We start from the raw sequence: 18,338 nt of genomic DNA on the forward strand, positions 1-18,338 counted from the left end.
GGCCACGTCGCTCCCGCCTCCCACCCACAGGAGGCAATCCGGGTCGTCATGCCGGCGTCTCCTGCCAGTACTTTTCGAGCCACCGGGCCGTGGCCGCCACCTCCTCTTTCATCGTCTCCTCCCCGATCTGCACGAGCCGGTCCCGCGCCTTCCAGTCGTCCAGTTCGATCTCATCGGTGCTGCGGAAGACATGGTTGAGGCGCCGGTAGCGTTCGCCGAGGAGCTGGCGGCACTGGTAGTCGGCAATCCCCGTCACCCCTTCGAACAGGATCTGTACCAGCGGGCGGGCCCACTGGGTATAGCCCCAGTCGAGGCGCTCCCCTTTGACGACCATGTGGACGGTGCCGGTGCCGATCGAGAGGAGCACCACGTCGTCGACCGTGGGACGCCCGATGATGCGGGCGCGGCGATCCTGCGTCTGCGCCAGCGCCGCCATGCTCGGGTTGTTGGCGATGACCCCGCCGTCGATGTAGCCGTCGACGGTGGGGAAATAGGTGGGGGCGGCGCTCGTGTAGAGGGCCACGTCGGCAACCCGCACCGCGCCGTCGCTGTCACGGCCGCCGAAGTTGTGAAAGAACTTGGGCTTCCAGGTACGTTTGTCCGGCTCGGGATCCTCGTTGTCGAGGTCGAAGGCAGGGATGAGCACCTTTTGCCCGAGCGTGCTGAGGGTGGCGTCCCCGAAGATGCGTTCCAGCTCCCGGCGGAGGTAGCGATTGTCGTACTCGGCGCCCACGGCCCGCCCCAGGTCCCGTATGTCGTCGAAGGCGGTGTCGTAGAAGATGTCCTTCCCTTTCTGGTAATAGAGGGCGCGCAGGTCGGTGGGGCTGAGACCGTGCGCCAGCCCCAGGGCGATGATGCCACCGGTGGAGGTGCCGGCGATCAGGTCGGTGTGGCGGCGCCAGCCGGGCACGGCGGCGTCGAGCTGTTCGAGCAGCACGGCCGTGAGCAGGCCGCGGATGCCCCCGCCGTCGAGAGAGAGAATGCGAAAGGTTGCCATAGACGTCGCCCCGGTTAATGGAAGGGTGAAGGGATGGAAAGAGGAGAGGTGTCGATGCAGGGAATTAAACCCGCCCCGCCGACACCTGCAACCCGGTCTTTTGCCGGAAGCTCAGGGACGAACCGTTTTGGCGGCCTCGTTGGCGGCGACGATGAGCGGATCCAGGGCAGGCGCGAGGGGGGGCGTGTAGATCAGGTCGAGGTCGCGGATGCGGTCGACGGTCCAGCCGTCCCAGATCAGCGGTACGAGCACGTCGGCGCGGAGGGCGGCCCCCTTTTCGCCGACGCAGGCGGCCCCCAGCAGCCGCCCCCGCCGCCGTTCGACGACGAGCTGCACGTGGACGGGCCGGGCCTCGGGGTAGAGGGGCACGTGCGACCAGTGGCGGATGGTGACGGTGAAGGCGTCGAAGCCGGCCTCCCGGGCCTCGTCCGGGCGGAGGCCGGCGGCGGCCACCTCCAGGCCGAACACCTTCACGGCGGACGCCCCCACGATGCCCGGGAACTGTTTCGGGAGGCCGCGTCCCCGGCGGGCGGCGTTGTGCCCGGCCACCCGCGCCGTGCGGAAGGCCGTGGGCGAGAGCGGCACGTACACCTTCTTCCGGTCGACGACGCGCTCGACCTCCACGCAGTCGCCGCAGGCCCAGACGTTGGGCAGGTTGGTCCGCATCTGTGCGTCGACGGCCAGCGCGCCGGTCTCGCCGAGGCGGAGGCGTGCCGCCGCGGCCAGGTCCGTGTTGGGCTCCGTGCCCATGGCCAGCAGGACGAGCTGGCAGCCGATGTGCTCGCCGCGGTCGGTCCGCACGCTGCGCACCATGCCGTCCGGGTGGTGATCGAGCCCGACGGCCCGCTCGCGCCGCACGACGACGCCGTGCCGCCGCAACGCGTCCTCGACGAGCGGGCGCAGCGCCGCGTCCAGGTAGGCGTGCAACACACCGGGCCCCGGCTCCAGGATGGTCACCCGCACGGCGCGTGCCCGTAGTGCCTCGGCCATCTCGACCCCCACGTAACCGCCCCCCAGGACGACGGCGTGCCGGACGGGGTGGGCGTCGAGGTAGGCCCGCAGGTCGACGGCCTCCTCCAGGGTCCGCACGGCGAAAACGTTCGGTGCCTCGAGGCCGTCGAGCGCGGGGCGACGGGGCCGGGCGCCGACGGCCAGGATGAACTTGTCGAACCGTTCCTGCCGCACCATGCCGGTGGCCAGGTCTTCGACCGTGAGCCGGTTCCGGGCGGGGTCGAGGGCGAGCACGCGGTGCCGGGTACGGACCGTGCCGCCGCGGGTCTGCTCGAAGCGCCCGGGTGTGAGCCGCACCAGCCGCTCGGCCTCGTCGATGGTGCCGGCCACGTAGTACGGAATCTCACAGGCACCGTAGGAGATGTGGGGTCCCTGCTCGAAGAGCACGACCTCGGCCCGCGGATCGGCACGGACGGCCGCGACGGCGGCAGCCGGTCCGGCGGCGGTTCCTCCGATGACGGCGATGCGTTGCGCGGGCATGGCAGGGGCAGGCTGCAAACGGTCAGGACGCCGGCGTCATGCCTCCGGGGGCACCGGAGCGCCCGGGGCCAGCCGGAGCCCCTCTTCCCGGATACGGGCGGCCAGGGTCGCCAGCGTCGTCCCGGTCAGGAGCGCCTGCAGGCGCCCGCGCTCCACGCGCCAGGCGTCGTGCAGCGGGCAGAGCCGGTGCTCACCGCACCCGGGCAGGCCGAGCACGCATTCGGTGAACAGTTCCGGCCCGTCGATGGCGACGACGATGTCGTAGAGCGTGATCCGGTCGGGCGACCGCGCCAGGGCGACCCCTCCTTTCGGCCCCCGAAACGAACGGATCAGCCCGGCCTCCGTCAGCTTCTGGAGGATCTTCGTGAGAAAGTGAAAGGAGATGTCCAGCTCCTTGCTGATCTCGCGGATGGCGACGTAGCCCTCCGGTTCCAGAGCCGTCAGGTAGAGGGTGGCACGCAGCCCGTATTCGGCGCTCTTCGATAGCAGCATCGTGTTTCGATCCAGCAGGCGTAGGCGTTATGCGTCCGTTGTCGCCGGAGGCAAGGTACGCTTTTTCCGGCTCACGTGCCCGGGTCGGCCAGGTGGGCGCGCAGCGGGTCGGCGGGCTCGGTGTGGTCCTCCGGATGGGCGGCCGCATGGGCCTCCGGCTCCAGGTGCGCCGTCACGAACACCTCCGCCCCCTCGAACTCCCGGGCGATGGCGGCTTCGACCACGTGCGAGCGGTCATGCGCCTCGGTGATGCTCAGCGTCTCCGGGAAAAGCAGGTGGTATTCGATCCAGCGCTGGTCGTTCACCCGCCGGTGCCGGACCTGATGATAGCCCGAGATGAGCCCGTCGGCCACGGCCCGGTCGAGCACGGACAGGATCTTCTGCGTGTCGCCGGCGTCGGCGGCCTCCATGAGGCCGGAGACGGCCTGCCGCACCAGCCGCACGCCGGTCCACAGGATGTTCACCGCCACGGCGACGGCCACCAGCGGGTCGAGCCAGGTGCGGCCCGTCAGGGCGACGAGCCCGACGCCGGCCAGCACGCCGAGGCTCGTCCACATGTCTGTGAGCACGTGCCGCCCGTTGGCTTCCAGCACGAGGCTCCGGTGCCGGCGCCCGACGTACACCAGCGCCAGCCCCAGCCCCAGGTTGACCAGCGTCAGCCCGGCCAGGATCCACAGGCCCACGTCCAGCTGCCGCAGCGCCGGCCCCTCGATCAGCGCCCGAACCGCCGAGTACAGGATGGTCACGGCCGCGATCAGGATCAGTCCCCCCTCGAAGCCGGAGGAGAAATAGGCGATCTTACCGTGCCCGTAAGGATGGCCCGCATCCGGCGGGCGCACGGCGTACCACAGGCTGAAGGCGGCAAACCCGGTCGCAAAGAGATGGATGACCGACTCCACCGCGTCCGAGAGGATGGCGGCGCTGCCCGTGATGAAATAGGCCGTCATCTTGCCCGCCAGCATCAGAAAAGAAACGGCCAGACTGGCCGCCATGGCAACCTTTCGGGCGTCACGGACAGGCACGATCGACAGCTGCTCGGGCAGGTGAAGTCTTCCACGCTCACAAAATCTACCCCTCTTATCGAACAGCGCTCAAAATGATTCCCTGATGTTACGCAGTTGAAACCTGTGGGATAGCAGGACGACCCCTCCGTCGCTTCGCGATACCTCCCCTTCGCATGTTGACAGGGGTAGGTTTTCATATAGCGTTGGTCCATGCTGCTGAAGGCGTCGTTGTGCAGCGCAATGTAGCCGCACCCTTTATGGGTGCGCCCCATGGCCCACAGGAGAGCCCGGGCCGGCGGGACGCGCAATGCGTCCAGATCCGCGGCTACACGTGGGCAGCCCGGGCCGGCGGGACGCGCAACGCGTCCCGGGACGCGCAACGCGTCCAGATCCGCGGCTACATGTGGACCGTTCGCAAAGGCAGCCATGCCCTCCATAACCACGACCTCCGCTGTAGACCACGTTCAGGAACAAGACATCGTCAGTTCCTGCGGAAGCCTCCGGTTTCCGCGAAGGCGGGACGCCCGTCCGTAGGCTCAGTTTTCTAGATCCCCAATCAAGTTGGGGATGACAGATCGAAAGGGCTCTATGGGTCTCAAAAGCCACTTTCTGTGAATACCTACCCTTGTCAACCTTCGCATGGGGAGGGACTTTTCAGACCGCGTCGTGCCAATACAAGCCCTTCCCCCTGGCCGCCCCCGGCGGCCCTGCAGGGGGAAGGGCCCCGAAGGGGGGATGGGGGTCGCCCTCTCCCTGGTCGAGGGGCCTGCCACGAAGCGAAAGGGAAGCAAAGTGACGGCTTCGTCGCCTACTGCGTAACATCAGTGATTCATTCGCTGGAGCGCTCCGGGGATCTTGAGCGAGCTGAATCCCTCGGCATTTTTGACTTCGCACACTCTTTATACGAATCACCGCCTCCCCCGGTGCGAACCGCTGTCTCGTTTTTTATATTCGGTCTAAATAAAGCCTGTCTCACGCAACCAACGCATCCACCCGATGTTGACCTTTTCCAGGCATCCGTTTTACGCGCTGCTCCTGGCCACCGCGATCAGCCTGAGCGCCTGCGACAGCAACGATCCCGGCCGGCCGGGTATCGACGGCGACACCCTCCAGGTGGAAGGCGGGCGCGGCACGGATGTTCAGATCCCCCTGACCCTTCGTGCCGAGGCCGGCATCCAGGCGCTCACCGTCTCGGTCGACGGCGACACGCCGCAGCCGGTCGACGTCGACGCGGGCGCGACCGAACAGCAACTCACCTACGTCTTTACCATCCCCGCCTCGGCAACCCTGGGTACGGAGTTCGTCCTGCTGTTCACGCTGACCGACCAGGCCGGGGCGGAAACGCAAATCACGGCGCGCGTCGTCACCGGCAAGCTGATCGAGACACCCGAAACGTACACGTTCACCCGCAACGGGGCCTCCACGGTCTCCTTCCCCGGCCAGACCGACCGCCTCAACATGCTCCAGGAGATGAAAGCCTACCTGACACAGGGTGACCGGGGCGAGCTCCTTTCCGAACAGGCCCTGCTCGACATGTTCGAGAACACGGGGGGCAACGGGGGCGGCCACTTCTCCTTCACCTCCGACCGGCAGTTGAAGGACAAAACCTTCCCCCCCGACCTGGACGCCCGGCTCTTCGAGAACCTCTTCGCCCGTGCCGCCGCCGCCAGTGAGCGGGGCCAGGCGGGGATCACCGCCTCGAACGGCACGGCCGGCCTCCTGGTCCGCGAGAACAGCGGCAACACCATCCTGGTCGACGAAAACGGCCGGGAGTTCACCCAGCTGATCGAGAAGGGGCTGATGGGAGCCGTCTTCTACAACCAGATCTACAACGTCTACCTCACCGACAGCCGGGTCGGCAACGGCGTCGAGAACGTGGAACTGGTCGAAGGCGAAAACTACACGCCCATGGAGCATCACTGGGACGAGGCCTTCGGCTACTGGAATGCCCCGCCGGACTTCACCTCCCCCTGGCCGGAGGCCCGCAGGGGTGAGCTCCGCTTCTGGAGCCACTACTCGAACGTGGTGGACAACGTAGCCGGTGGCCTGCTGGGCACCAACAAGATCCTCATGGACGCCTACAAGGAAGGACGCGCGGCGATCGTGAACAACGATCCGGTCACCCGGGACGCACAGCGCAACGTCCTCTACGCATACCACGAACTGGTTGCCGCCGCAACGGCCGTGCACTACATCAACCTGACGCTCGGCTACCTGGACGAGGGCAAGACGGGTGAGGCGTTCCACACCCTCTCCGAAGCCTGGGCGTTCGTGAATGCCCTGAAGTACAGTCCCCGCCGAAAGATCTCCCTGGAACAGATCGAAACGATCAAAGAGGAGAAGTTTGGCGCCGGCGGCAACTTCTGGAACGTCACGTCCGCCGGCCTGAACGAGGCGAAAGCCACCCTGGTCGAGATCTACCCCGAGCTCGCCCCCGTTCAGGACGATCTGTAGGCGTCCCTGCCCGCTGAATCCGGCGTGAGGCCGGGCGGCGTGCCCGTCCGGCCTCACGCCATCCCGGTTTGATCATGTCCCACGCGATGAACATACGTCCGCACCCGTTCCCCTTCGTCCTGGCCGGTATCCTGCTGCTCGCCTCGTGCGACAGCAGCCCTTCGACGTCCGAGCCGCCGCCGGACGCAACGTTCGATCGTTCGGCCATGCTCGAAAACTACGGCCGGACCATCATCCTTCCCGCCTACGAGACCCTGAAGCAGGCCGTGGACGCGCTGCAGGCCGCGGCGACGACCTTCGCCGGCAACCCGACGGCGTCCAACCTTGCGGCGCTCCGGGAACGCCTGAAGGCCGCACGCCTGGCCTGGCAGGACGCCGCCCTGTTCCAGTTCGGTCCCGCCGAATCCGTAACGCTCCGCGCCACGCTGAACACCTACCCGGCCGACGAAGCGAAGATCGAGGCCAACATCGCTTCGGGCAACTACGTCCTGGGCACGATCGACAACCGGGCGGCGGTAGGGTTTCCGGCCCTGGCCTACCTCCTCTACGGCCCCGGCTCCACGGATGAGGAGATCCTGGCGGCGTACACGAACGACGCACAGGCCTCCGGCCGGATGACCTACCTGCAGGACAACGTCACCTTCATCAAGGCGGCCACCGACGCCACCTTCGAGGCATGGCACGCCGACGGCGGCAACTACATCGGCACGTTTCTGAGCCCGGAGAAGGCCGGCACGGACGTGGGCAGCGCGCTGGGCATGCTGGTCAACGCGTTCATCCTCCACTACGAACGCTTCATCCGGGACGGCAAGATCGGCATCCCGGCCGGCGTCCGCAGCGCCGGCGTGCCCCGCCCCGGATCGACCGAAGCCTTCTACGGAGGCTACTCGGCCGAACTGGCCGTGGCCGGCGTACGGGCAACCCGGCGGCTCTTCCTGGGCAACAGCCGGAGCGGCGCCGAAGGCCCGGGCCTGGACGATAACCTGCGCTTTCTGGGCGCGGAGACGCTGGCCGACCAGATCACGACCGAACTGGACGAGGCCATCGCCGCCCTGGAAGCCCTGCAAGACCCCCTCTCCACCCAGATCGAGTCCGACCTCGAGCCGGTCCTCACCGCCTTCACCGAGCTGCAGGACGTCGTCGTGTTGCTGAAGGCGGACATGACCTCCGTGCTCGGCATCACCATCACCTTCCAGGACAACGACGGCGATTAGGAGGTCGTACGCATGCGAAAGTACGTCACCGCGCAAACGTCCATCGCACCGCTCGCCGTCTTCCGGGTGCTCTTCGGCTTCATCATGACGGTGAGCATCCTCCGCTTCGCCCTGAAAGGCTGGATCCACGCGCTCTACGTCAAACCCACGTACTACTTCACGTTTTACGGGTTCGACTGGGTCCGGCCGCTCGGGGAAGCCGGAATGTATGCCCTCTTCCTGCTGATGGGCCTGGCCGCCCTGGGGATCATGCTGGGCTGGCACTACCGGCTCGCCGCCGTCCTCTTCTTCCTCTCCTTCACCTACGTCGAGCTCATCGACAAGACGAACTACCTGAACCACTATTATTTCGTCAGTATCGTCAGCTTCCTGCTCATCTGGGTGCCGGCCCACCGCGCCTTTTCGCTGGACGTCCGGCGCCGGCCTTCGTTGCGGGTCGATACCGTGCCCGCCTGGACAACGGGCATCTTCAAGCTGCAACTCGGGCTGGTCTATGTGTATGCCGGGCTGGCCAAGCTCAACCCCGACTGGCTCTTCGAAGCCCTGCCCCTGCGCCTCTGGCTGCCCGCCCACGCCCACCTGCCCCTGATCGGCCCCCTGCTCGACGAACCCCTGACCGCCTACGTGTTCAGCTGGGCCGGCGCCCTGTATGACCTCACCATCGTCTTCTTCCTGCTGTGGAAGCGGACGCGCCTTGCGGCTTACCTGGCCGTCCTCGCCTTCCATCTGACGACGGCCCTCCTGTTCCAGATCGGGATGTTCCCCTACATCATGATCCTGTGCACGCTCATCTTCTTCCCGGCCTCGTTCCACGAGCGGCTCATCGCGGGGGGAAAAACGATCTGGCGCTTCATGACCCGCCGCCGTGCGGGCGTGCTGGTGCGCGGCGCGGCGGACCGGGCTCCTGTGTCCTTTCGCCCCGGGCGGCGTGCGTCCCTCGCCCTGGCGGTCCTGCTGGGCCTGCACTTCGCCCTCCAGATCCTGATCCCCCTGCGGTCGATCCTCTACCCCGGTCACCTCTTCTGGACCGAGGAAGGCTACCGCTTCTCCTGGCGTGTGATGCTCATGGAAAAGGCCGGGTACACCGTCTTCCGCGTCCACGATCCCGCTACCGGCAGGCGATGGGAGGTGCCGAACTGGGCCTACCTGACCCCCTACCAGGAAAAGATGATGTCCACGCAACCGGACATGATCCTGCAGTTCGCCCACTTCCTGGAGGAGGAATACCGGCGGCAGGGCATCGAGGACGTCGAGATCACCGTCGAAGCCCACGTCACCCTCAACGGCCGCAAGAGTCGCCTGATGATCGACCCGGGCGTCGATCTGACCGAGGTGAAGCGGGACCTTCGCCCCAAAACGTGGATCCTGCCCTTCACCGGTCGTGAAGAAAGCTGGCTGACACACCGCTGACGATGAAGCACCTGTTTCTACTCGGCGCAGGGATGGTTTGCCTGGCGGCGCTCGTCGCTCCGGCCGCCGCGCAGCCCTTCTCCGTCTCCGGCCGCGTCGTCGACGAGCACGGGGCCCCCGTGGTGGGCGCCACGGTCTTTGTCACGAAGGCCCTCCCGGACACGCCCGGCGGGGCGCACCGCATCGTCGCCACGACCGCCGCCTTCGACGTCACCGGGCCGGACGGTACCTACGCCATCGGGAACGTGAACCCCGGCCGCTACGCCGTCGTCGCCTACCTCACCGGCAAGCGCATTGCCACGCAGCACGTGACCGTCGCCGACCACCCCGTGCGGGCCGACTTCACGTTGTCCCTCCTGGAGACCGAGCTCGGTGAGATCACGGTCCGCGAGCCGGCGGAAGCCTCCTTCGCCCTGACGCGGCTGCGGCCGGTGGACGTCGAGGGCGTCGCCCTCTACGAAGCCAAAAAGAGCGAGGTGGTGGTGATCGACGAGCTGACGGCCAACCTGGCGACGAACAACAGCCGGCAGATCTACGGCCGCGTGGCCGGGCTCAACATCTGGGAAAGCGACGGCGCCGGGTTGCAACTGGGCCTGGGCGGCCGGGGCCTCAGCCCCAACCGTAATGCCAACTTCAACACCCGCCAGAACGGCTACGACATCGCCGCCGACGCCCTCGGCTACCCGGAAAGCTACTATACCCCGCCCACCGAGGCGCTCTCCCGCATCGAGATCGTCCGGGGGGCCGCCTCGTTGCAGTACGGCACCCAGTTCGGCGGCCTGCTCAACTTCGTCTTCAAGGACGGCCCGGAGACGAAACCAGTCGAAGTCACCTCTCGCCTCTCGACCGGCTCCTTCGGACTGCTGAACACCTTCACCAGCATCGGGGGCACGGCCGGCCCCACGCGCTACTATGGCTTCTACCAGTACAAACGCAGCGACGGGTGGCGGCCGAACGCGGAACTGGACCAGCACACGGCCTACGCCGCCCTGACCTACCGGCCCCTCCCCGCGCTGTCGATCCGGCCCGAGTACACGTACATGTACTACCTGGCACACCAGCCCGGAGGCCTCACGGACGCGCAGTTCGAAGCCAACCCCCGCCAGTCGACCCGGGAACGAAACTGGTTCCGCGTCCACTGGAACCTGTTCGCCCTGCGGGCCGACTACCGGTTCTCGAGCCGCACCAGCCTCAACACCCGCTTCTTCGGGCTGCTGGCCGGCCGCGACGCCCTGGGCAACCTCGGCCGCATCGACCGGCTGGACCTCGGCGGCAACCGCGACCTGCTCAAAGACGATTACCGGAACTGGGGCAACGAAACCCGGCTGATCCACCGGTATCCCTTCCTCCACGACGTGTCGGTCCTGCTGGTCGGCACCCGGATCTACCGGGGCTTCACCCACCGCCGGCAGGGTGAGGGCCCGGACGGGCGCGCCCCCGACTTCACCTACCTGAACCCCGACAACCTGGAAGGCTCCGACTTCGACCTCCCGAGCCGCAACGTCTCCGTCTTTGCCGAAAACATCTTCAACGTCACGCCCCGCCTCAGTGTGACCCCCGGCATCCGGTTCGAATACATCCGGACGCAGGCGGACGGCTACTACCGCAACACCGTCCGCGACCTGGCCGGCAACGTGCTCCTGGACGAGCGTATCGAAGAACGGCGGTCGCACACCCGCTCTTTCGTCTTTTTCGGGATCGGGCTGAGTTACAAGCCCGCCAGCGCCCTGGAGGTCTACGCCAACTTTTCCCAGAACTACCGGGCCATCAACTTCAACGACATCCGCGTCAACGTGGGCAGCCTCGAAGTGGACCCGGACATCCGGGACGAGCACGGGTTCAACCTGGATCTGGGCCTTCGCGGCACCCACGGCCGGGTGTTCACCTACGACGTAAGCCTGTTCCACCTGTTCTACCGGGATCGGATCGGTACCGTACTCCGGACCGCCCCCAACCCGCAGTTCAACAACCTGGTGGACCGCACCTTCCGGTTCCGCACCAACATCGCCGACGCCCGGATCTACGGCATCGAATCGTTCGCCGAACTGGACCTCTACAAGGTGCTGGCAGGCAGCAACAGCCCCACCCGGCTGTCGGTGTTCTCGAACCTCGCGCTGATCTCCGCGAAATACGCCCGGTCCCGGGAAAACGGCATTGCGGGAAACGACGTCGAGCTCGTACCGCCGATCAACCTGAAAACCGGGCTCACGTTCAGCACGGGACCGCTGGCCGTCGCCTACCAGTTCTCCTATGTGGGAAAACATTTCTCGGATGCCTCCAATGCGCTGCGGACGCCGACGGCCATCGAGGGGATCATTCCGGCCTATCACGTGATGGACCTCTCGGCGGCCTACACGTTCGGCCGCTACCGGCTCGAGGCCGGGGTCAACAACCTGACCGACCACCACTACTTCACCCGCCGCGCGACCGGCTATCCCGGCCCGGGCATCATCCCGGCGGAAGGGCGCAGCCTGTATCTGACCCTGGGCCTGACCCTGTAGACACGCGGCCGGGCCGGACGCCCCTGGAATCGCCGCTGCCGGAAACGACGAGGGCCTTCCCCCGGACAGGAGGAAGGCCCTCGTGGACCGTACTGGGATGGTTTGAGGAGTTACCTCTTCCTGTATCGTCCACGCCCGCGTTGTTCTTAAGCCGCCGCGGCGGGCAGGTGCTCGTCGAGCCAGCGGCGGATGGCCGGCTCGGGGAGCGCCCCTACGAACTCGCCGCGCACCTCGCCGTCGACGAACAGCTTCACGGCGGGGATGCCCCGGACGCCGTAGCGCATCGAGAGCTCGGGGTGCCGGTCGGTGTTGACCTTCACCAGGCGCCACTTTCCTTTGCTCTCGCGGGCGAGCTTTTCGAGGGTGGGTCCCAGCACGCGGCACGGCCCGCACCACGGCGCCCAGAAATCGACCAGCACCGGCTTCTGCCGGCTCTTGTCGAGCACCTCCTTCTGGAAGAATTCAGGCAGATCGTTCATCTATCCCACTGGTTTGTTTGCCCTTACCTCTGAATCTCGGCGTCGCGGTACGTGGCCTTACCAGCGCCGGAGCCCGGCGATGCCGCCCATCTCTTCGGTGAGCAGGCGCTCGGCCTCGCCGCGGACGAACTCGAGGCGGCTGCCGTGGCGAAGGGCCAGCCCGGGCAACACCTCGTCGAGGCGGACGTGCTCCGGCGCGGTACCGGCGGCGCAGGTGCGCACGGCCGTCGCCTCGTCGGAAACGACCAGCCCCGTCTCCGAGCAACGATAGACCGTCTCGAAGAGCACCCGGGGCGACCACGGCACGACCACCGTCTGAAGCCGTCCTTCCTGGAGGGCCGGCAGCACGTTGCCCAGCCCCCACACCCCATGCTCCCGGATGCGCCCCAGCAGCGCCATCTCGCCGGCCCGCTCGGCTTCCTCGACGGCGTCTTCGATATGCGCGAGCACCTGCGCCGGCGCGGCATCGGGGTAGGGCAATCCGGCGAGACGGGCCACCACCTTTTCCCGGACGGCCTTCGGCAGCACCTCCTCGAAGGCGACGCGCCGCTCCTCGGGGCCACACAGGATCAGCCGCTCTGCCCCCCGCGCCGCCATCGCTTTCTCCAGCAGCCCGGCGGCGTCCTTGTAGAAACGGTGCACCCATGCCTCGACGCGGTCCTCATAGAGGTCGTGCCCCGTCCCCACGGCCGGGACGGCGGGCGAACCGGCGGCCGGCTCGGTCAGCCTGCGCCATGCGGTGGTGTCCACGGCCAGGAAGGCCTCCTTCACCTCTTCGATCTCGCCCATATGGACGTCGAAGTACCGCCAGCGCGCGCGGTCCATGTAGACGACGGCATAGCGCTCGTACTCGTCGCGTGCGAGCAACAGCGGGGCCACGTAGGGCACGCCCCACCGCGCGACGACGCGCTCCATCTCTGAGACGAGCGGCAGGTCCACCTGCAGGTAGTGCGTCTCGAAAAACACCCCGGGGTCCTCCGTGGCGAAGAGCACCAGGGTGCGGCCGTGCCGGTGCGGCGGGTCGACCTGGAAGCGGGCGACCACCTCGTCGATCAGCGCCCGCGGCACACCGGCCGCCTTCATCGCATTCTCGGCACGGATACGGTAGCCTTCTGCCAGGTTGTCGGCGTGCGCCGGGTTCACGTCCAGATAGAGCGAAAGCACCGGCGCATCCAGCGTTTCCAGTTGTGCGGCGAGGATATCGATCCCATGTTTCATACCATCACCTCCCCGTCGTCATCAAGGGTTGATCGGCGTCGAAGGAACTCATGTGTCTGTGACCTTCTGTGCCACGTGATCCGTCGACGCGGCTTCGGGTTTCGGTCCCAGGAGGGCCCGGATCTCGTCGGCATCCAGGACCTCTTTTTCGAGGAGCGCCGTCGCCATTTTGTCGAGCAGGTCGCGTTTCTCCTGCAGGAGCGCCTTCGTCTCCTCGTAGCAGGTGCGGATGATGTGGAGCACTTCCTCGTCGATCAACTGCTCGATGCGCTCGGATCGGCGCTCGGTTTGCGGCCCCTGCCCCAGGAAGCCGGGACCGGCGTTCTGCACGAGGGACAGGTTGGGCAGCTTCTCACTCATGCCGTAGACCGTGACCATGTGGCGGGCCAGTTGCGAGACGCGCTCCAGGTCGTTCGAGGCGCCGGTGGACACCTCACCGAAGACGATCTCTTCGGCGGCCCGCCCCCCGAGCAGCCCCTTGATCTTGCCCAGCAGCTCGGAGCGGCGCATCAGGTAGCGGTCCTCCAGCGGCATCTGGAGCGTGTAGCCGAGCGCCCCGAGCCCGCGCGGGACGATGGACACCTTCTGCACCTCGTCGGCGCCGGGGGTGAAGTACCCCACGATGGCGTGGCCGCTCTCGTGGTAGGCCACGATCTTCCGCTCCTCCTCGTTGATCAGGCGGTTCTTCTTCTCCAACCCGGCCACCACGCGCTCGATGGCCTCCTCGAACTCGCGCATGGAGATCCGCTCCTTGCCCTTGCGGGCCGCCAGCAGCGCCGCCTCGTTACACACGTTGGCGATGTCCGCCCCCACGAAGCCGGGCGTCCGGGCGGCGAGCCGGCGCAGGTCCACGCTCTCGTCGAGCTGCAGGCGGCGGGTGTGAACGCGGAAGATGGCCTCGCGCCCGTTCATGTCGGGCCGGTCGACGAGCACCTGCCGGTCGAAGCGGCCGGGGCGCAGCAGGGCCGGGTCGAGCACCTCGGGGCGGTTCGTGGCACCCATGATGATGACGCCCTCGGTGCCCTCGAAGCCGTCCATCTCGGTCAGGAGCTGGTTGAGCGTGTTCTCCCGCTCGTCGTGCCCGCCGACGACGGCCACCTGCGCCCGGCTCTTGCCGATGGCGTCGATCTCGTCGATGAAGATGATACACGGGGCCTTCTCCTTGGCCTGCCGGAACAGGTCGCGCACGCGGGCCGCCCCCACGCCGACGAACATCTCGACGAAGTCGGAGCCGGAGAGGGAGAAGAAGGGCACGCCGGCCTCGCCGGCCACGGCCCGCGCCAGCAGCGTCTTGCCGGTGCCGGGCGGCCCCACCAGCAGCACCCCCTTGGGCAGGCGCGCCCCCAGCCGGGTGTACTTCTGCGGGTTTTTCAGGAAGGCGACGATCTCACGCACCTCCTCCACGGCCTCGTCCACCCCGGCCACGTCCCTGAACGTCACCTGGTGCTTCGGATCCTCGGCCACGATCCGGGCCTTCGAGCGGCCCACGTTCAGGATGCTGTTCTGCGCGGCGCTCATCCGGCGGAAGATCAACCCCCAGAGGCCCATCAGGATCAGGAAGGGCAGGATCCAGTTGAGGAAGAAGTTGCGGAAGAAGTTGGACTCGATGCGCCCGCTCACGTCCACCCCGGCCGCTTCGAGGTCGGCGAGCAGGGCCGGGTCCTCCAGGTCGGGCAGGCGGGTGACGGTGAACTGCCGGGCCATCTGCCGCTCGATGCGGTCGAGGCGGAGCCGCCAGGGCGCCGTGGGCCCCAGCGAGATGGTGGTGTCGGTGCCGGCGTCGGAGGCGGTCGTGTCCCGGAAGACCCCGACGATCCGCTCGGGCAGGATCACCACGCGCTCGACCTCGCCCGCCCGCACCTTCTCCCGAAAGGTGGTGTATGAGATCTCACGCGGCCCCTCCAGGCCGGAGAAGAACCAGTACTGCAGGGCCAGCAGGCCCAGCAACACGAACAGGTAGTACCAGAGTGAAAATTTGACAGGCTTTTCCATGCGACGTCCCGGGTTGATGACCGGACCGTGCCGCCTCAAGCCCCGTTCCGACGCGGCCGGTCCTGCCAGTCCTGGCAGAAGCAACCCGGAACGCGTCCGTCATCCCTGGGACAACGTGGCGGCCCGTGGTCGCCCTGTCAGTCCCCGGCCTGACGGAGGGGCGACCCTGCTCACCGGTAGGCTTCGAGCGTCACCGGCACGATCACCTCGTCGCCGTCGCGAAGGAGGGTGAGGTTGACCACCTCGCCGGGGTTGCGGCGCTCGAGCGCCAGGATGACGTCGTTGGCCGAACGGACGGGCTGCCCGTCGACGGCGACGACGATGTCGCCCAGGCGGAGGTAGCCGAAGCGGTCGCGCATGGTGGGGCGGATGCCGGCCCGGGCCGCCGCGCTGCGGGGCTCGACGTGGATGACGAGCGCCCCCTCGATGCCGAGCCGCCGCGTCACCTGGGCCGAGGCGAATTCGATCCCCAGGCTGGGCCGCCGCACCCGCCCGTAGGCGATCAACTCGGGCACCACCCAGTTGACCACGTCCACCGGGATGGCGAAGCCGATGCCGGCGTACGCCCCCGAGGGGCTGTAGATGGCCGTGTTGACGCCGATGAGACGACCGGCCGAGTCGAGCAGCGGCCCGCCCGAGTTGCCGGGGTTGATGGCGGCATCGGTCTGGATGACGTCGCGGATGGGGATGCGGGCCACCGACTCGATCTCGCGGCCCAGGGCGCTGATGACGCCCGTCGTGAGGCTCTGGTCAAGGCCGAAGGGGTTCCCGATGGCGAAGACGGACTGCCCCACCCGCAGGTCGGACGAGGTGCCCACCGGAATGGGACGGAGCCGTTCGGCCGGCGCCTCGATGCGAAGCACGGCCAGGTCCTTCTCGGGCGCCGTCCCCACCAGCGAGGCCTCCCACGTTGTGCGGTCGGCCAGCGTCACGAGCGCCCGGTTGGCCCCCTGGATGACGTGAAAGTTGGTGATGATATGGCCGTCGTCGTCCCACACGAAGCCCGTGCCGGTGCCCCGGGGGATCTCGGTGACGTTCCACGAGAAGAAGTCGCGCTGCACCGTCAGCGAGGTGATGTAGACCACCGAGGGGGAGGCCTGCTCGAAGAGGGCGATGGTGGCCTTCTCCGCCTCGGTGAGGTCGGCCCGCGGCGTCACCGGGCGCGGGGCCGCCTGCTGCGCGGCCTGCCGGGTGGCCGACTGCCAGGCCACCCCGCCCACGAAGCCGAGGACACCGATCAACAGGGCCACCACCAGGTGCCCCACGCGTACCGTGATCTGTCGATTCATGATGCTGCTCCGCTGAATATTCCGGGTCAATATAGGGGGACAGCAGAAACAACGCAGTGATCCCCCTACCGGTTAGGCCCTTTACCCCCAATCTTCCCGAAAAAAATTCCTTTCCGCACGCAGCTTTGACATGCAACTGATATATCAACGGTGTATATTCTAAATCAACCCACTCACCATTCCTGCAAACACGCATCATGACGACTCCCTGGCGCGGCGTCTTTCCCGCTGTCACCACCAAGTTTACGGAAGACGGTCGCCTGGACCCCGAGGCCCAGGTGCGCCACACCGAAGCCATGATCGCGGCCGGCGTGCACGGCCTGATCGTGTGCGGCTCGCTGGGCGAGAGCAGCACCCTCTCGCCCGAGGACAAGCTGGAGGTGCTCCGCACGGTCCGCGAGGCGGCGGGCGGGCGCGTGCCGGTCCTCACCGGCATCGCCGAGCGCACCACCGCAGACGCCTGCCGCTTCGCCGAGCGGGCCGCGGCCGAAGGCGCCGACGGCTTCATGCTCCTGCCGCCCATGCTATACCGCTCCGACCGCCGCGAGACGCTCACCTTCCTCCGCACCGTCGCCGCGGCCACCGACCGGCCCATCATGCTCTACAACAACCCCGTCTCCTACGGGGTCGACGTCACGCCGGAGATGTTCGCGGAGCTGGCCGATGAGCCCGGGTTCGTCGCCATCAAGGAGTCGTCCGACGACGTGCGGCGCATCACGGACATCATCAACCTGGTGGGCGACCGCTACCGGATCTTCTGCGGGGTGGACGACCTCGCGCTGGAGGCCCTCCTTCTGGGGGCCGAGGGCTGGGTGGCCGGGCTGGTCTGCGCCTTTCCCGAGGAGACGGTGGCCCTCTACGAGCTGGCCCGGGCGGGGCGGCTGGCGGAGGCCCGGGCCCTCTACCGCTGGTTCATGCCGCTGCTGCACCTGGACGTCTCGACGAAGCTGGTGCAGAACATCAAGCTGGCCGAGGCGATGGTGGGGCTGGGCACCGAACACGTCCGTCCCCCGCGCCTGCCGCTCGAAGGAGAGGAACGGGCGCGGATCCGGGAGATCATTGAGGCGGCGCTGGCGAAGCGTCCCTCCCTGCCGGTGACGCCATGAGCGAGACGCCTGCCGCCGCCACACCGACGCTGGCCGCCCGCGCCTACGACGTCGTCGAGGAGATGATCGTCACGCTGAAGCTGCCGCCCGGCCACGTCTTCTCCGAGGCCGAGCTGAGCCGGCGGATCGGCATCGGCCGCACGCCCCTGCGCGAGGCGCTCCAGCGGCTGGCCGCCGAGGGCCTCGTGGTGGCCCTCCCCCGCCGGGGCATGATGGTGACCGAGATCAAGCTCCAGGACATCTTCGCCCTGCTGGAGACGCGCCGCGTCCTCGACCGGCTCGTGGCCGAGCGGGCCGCCCGCCGCGCCATCCCGGACCAGCGCGAGGCCCTCGCTGCCTGCGCCGGCCGCCTCCGCGACGCCGCCGCCCGCGACGACCTCGACGCCTTCATGCGGGCCGACCATGCCGGGGACGACCTGCTGGCCGCCGCCGCCCGCAACCCGTTCGCCACGCAGGCGCTCGCCCCCCTCCACGCCCACAGCCGCCGGTTCTGGTACCAGTACCGCCACGAGGGCGACCTGCGCCGCTCGGCCGACCTCCACGCCCACCTGCTCGACGCCGTGGCCGCCGGCGACCCGGACGCCGCCGTCGCCGCCTCCGACGCCCTCATCGACTACCTCGACGCCTTCGCCCGAACCGTCACCTTCGGCGTGGCACCGTAAACGGGTCCACGTTGAACGTTCACCGTTGA

General features: G+C 67.8%; 14 protein-coding genes. 6 read left to right on the plus strand and 8 right to left on the minus strand.

Annotation, left to right across the window (positions count from 1 at the left end; genetic code table 11):
* Positions 1-46: 46 nt before the first annotated feature.
* The 4 genes from GQ464_RS03990 to GQ464_RS04005 all read right to left on the minus strand — a co-directional run bounded on the left by GQ464_RS03990 (position 47) and on the right by GQ464_RS04005 (position 3,972).
* Positions 47-997 (minus strand): CBASS cGAMP-activated phospholipase, encoded by a 951-nt coding sequence (locus tag GQ464_RS03990; protein WP_166980725.1) that lies wholly within the window; start codon positions 995-997, stop codon positions 47-49.
* A gap of 111 nt (positions 998-1,108) precedes the next feature.
* On the minus strand, positions 1,109-2,488 hold the full coding sequence (locus GQ464_RS03995; protein WP_166980723.1) for an FAD-dependent oxidoreductase: 1,380 nt from the start codon (positions 2,486-2,488) through the stop codon (positions 1,109-1,111).
* A 36-nt stretch (positions 2,489-2,524) separates the two neighbouring features.
* Positions 2,525-2,980: an RrF2 family transcriptional regulator gene (locus tag GQ464_RS04000; protein ID WP_228350576.1), complete on the minus strand. Its 456-nt coding sequence runs from the start codon at positions 2,978-2,980 to the stop codon at positions 2,525-2,527.
* A 71-nt stretch (positions 2,981-3,051) separates the two neighbouring features.
* The gene (locus GQ464_RS04005; RefSeq protein ID WP_166980721.1) at positions 3,052-3,972 is read right to left on the minus strand and encodes a cation diffusion facilitator family transporter; all 921 of its coding nucleotides are present in this window, start codon (positions 3,970-3,972) and stop codon (positions 3,052-3,054) included.
* 1,008 nt (positions 3,973-4,980) lie between these two features.
* Between GQ464_RS04005 and GQ464_RS04010 the strand changes: the two genes are divergently transcribed.
* The 4 genes from GQ464_RS04010 (at position 4,981) to GQ464_RS04025 (ending at position 11,563) form a co-directional block, all read left to right on the plus strand.
* Positions 4,981-6,438, plus strand: coding sequence for a DUF4856 domain-containing protein (locus tag GQ464_RS04010; protein WP_166980719.1), 1,458 nt, complete (start codon positions 4,981-4,983; stop codon positions 6,436-6,438).
* An 86-nt stretch (positions 6,439-6,524) separates the two neighbouring features.
* Complete coding sequence (locus GQ464_RS04015) at positions 6,525-7,652, plus strand: imelysin family protein (RefSeq protein WP_166980717.1); 1,128 nt, start codon at positions 6,525-6,527, stop codon at positions 7,650-7,652.
* Positions 7,653-7,664: 12 nt separating this feature from the next.
* Positions 7,665-9,062, plus strand: coding sequence for an HTTM domain-containing protein (locus GQ464_RS04020; RefSeq protein ID WP_166980715.1), 1,398 nt, complete (start codon positions 7,665-7,667; stop codon positions 9,060-9,062).
* 2 nt (positions 9,063-9,064) lie between these two features.
* Entirely contained in the window at positions 9,065-11,563 is a 2,499-nt protein-coding gene (locus tag GQ464_RS04025) for a TonB-dependent receptor (RefSeq protein ID WP_166980713.1), read from the plus strand.
* Between the two features lie 146 nt (positions 11,564-11,709).
* Here the strand turns inward: GQ464_RS04025 and trxA are convergent, their stop codons facing one another.
* From trxA to GQ464_RS04045, 4 genes are all read right to left on the minus strand, one after another.
* Complete coding sequence (gene trxA / locus GQ464_RS04030) at positions 11,710-12,042, minus strand: thioredoxin (RefSeq protein WP_166980711.1); 333 nt, start codon at positions 12,040-12,042, stop codon at positions 11,710-11,712.
* A 57-nt stretch (positions 12,043-12,099) separates the two neighbouring features.
* Positions 12,100-13,260, minus strand: coding sequence for a VLRF1 family aeRF1-type release factor (locus GQ464_RS04035; protein WP_166980708.1), 1,161 nt, complete (start codon positions 13,258-13,260; stop codon positions 12,100-12,102).
* A 48-nt stretch (positions 13,261-13,308) separates the two neighbouring features.
* A complete protein-coding gene (ftsH, locus tag GQ464_RS04040) occupies positions 13,309-15,252 on the minus strand; it encodes an ATP-dependent zinc metalloprotease FtsH (RefSeq protein WP_166980706.1) in 1,944 nt (647 codons plus the stop codon).
* Positions 15,253-15,422: 170 nt separating this feature from the next.
* Complete coding sequence (locus GQ464_RS04045; protein WP_166980704.1) at positions 15,423-16,541, minus strand: S1C family serine protease; 1,119 nt, start codon at positions 16,539-16,541, stop codon at positions 15,423-15,425.
* Between the two features lie 197 nt (positions 16,542-16,738).
* Between GQ464_RS04045 and GQ464_RS04050 the strand changes: the two genes are divergently transcribed.
* Positions 16,739-17,647, plus strand: a complete 909-nt coding sequence (locus GQ464_RS04050; RefSeq protein ID WP_166980702.1) for a dihydrodipicolinate synthase family protein — start codon at positions 16,739-16,741, stop codon at positions 17,645-17,647.
* Positions 17,644-18,309 carry a GntR family transcriptional regulator gene (locus GQ464_RS04055; protein WP_228350577.1) on the plus strand — a complete coding sequence of 222 codons (666 nt, stop codon included), beginning with the start codon at positions 17,644-17,646 and terminating at the stop codon, positions 18,307-18,309. The genes GQ464_RS04050 and GQ464_RS04055 overlap by 4 nt, the downstream gene beginning before the upstream one ends.
* Positions 18,310-18,338: the final 29 nt, after the last annotated feature.

This window comes from Rhodocaloribacter litoris (assembly GCF_011682235.2).
Classification (GTDB): Bacteria; Bacteroidota; Rhodothermia; order Rhodothermales; family ISCAR-4553; genus Rhodocaloribacter; species Rhodocaloribacter litoris.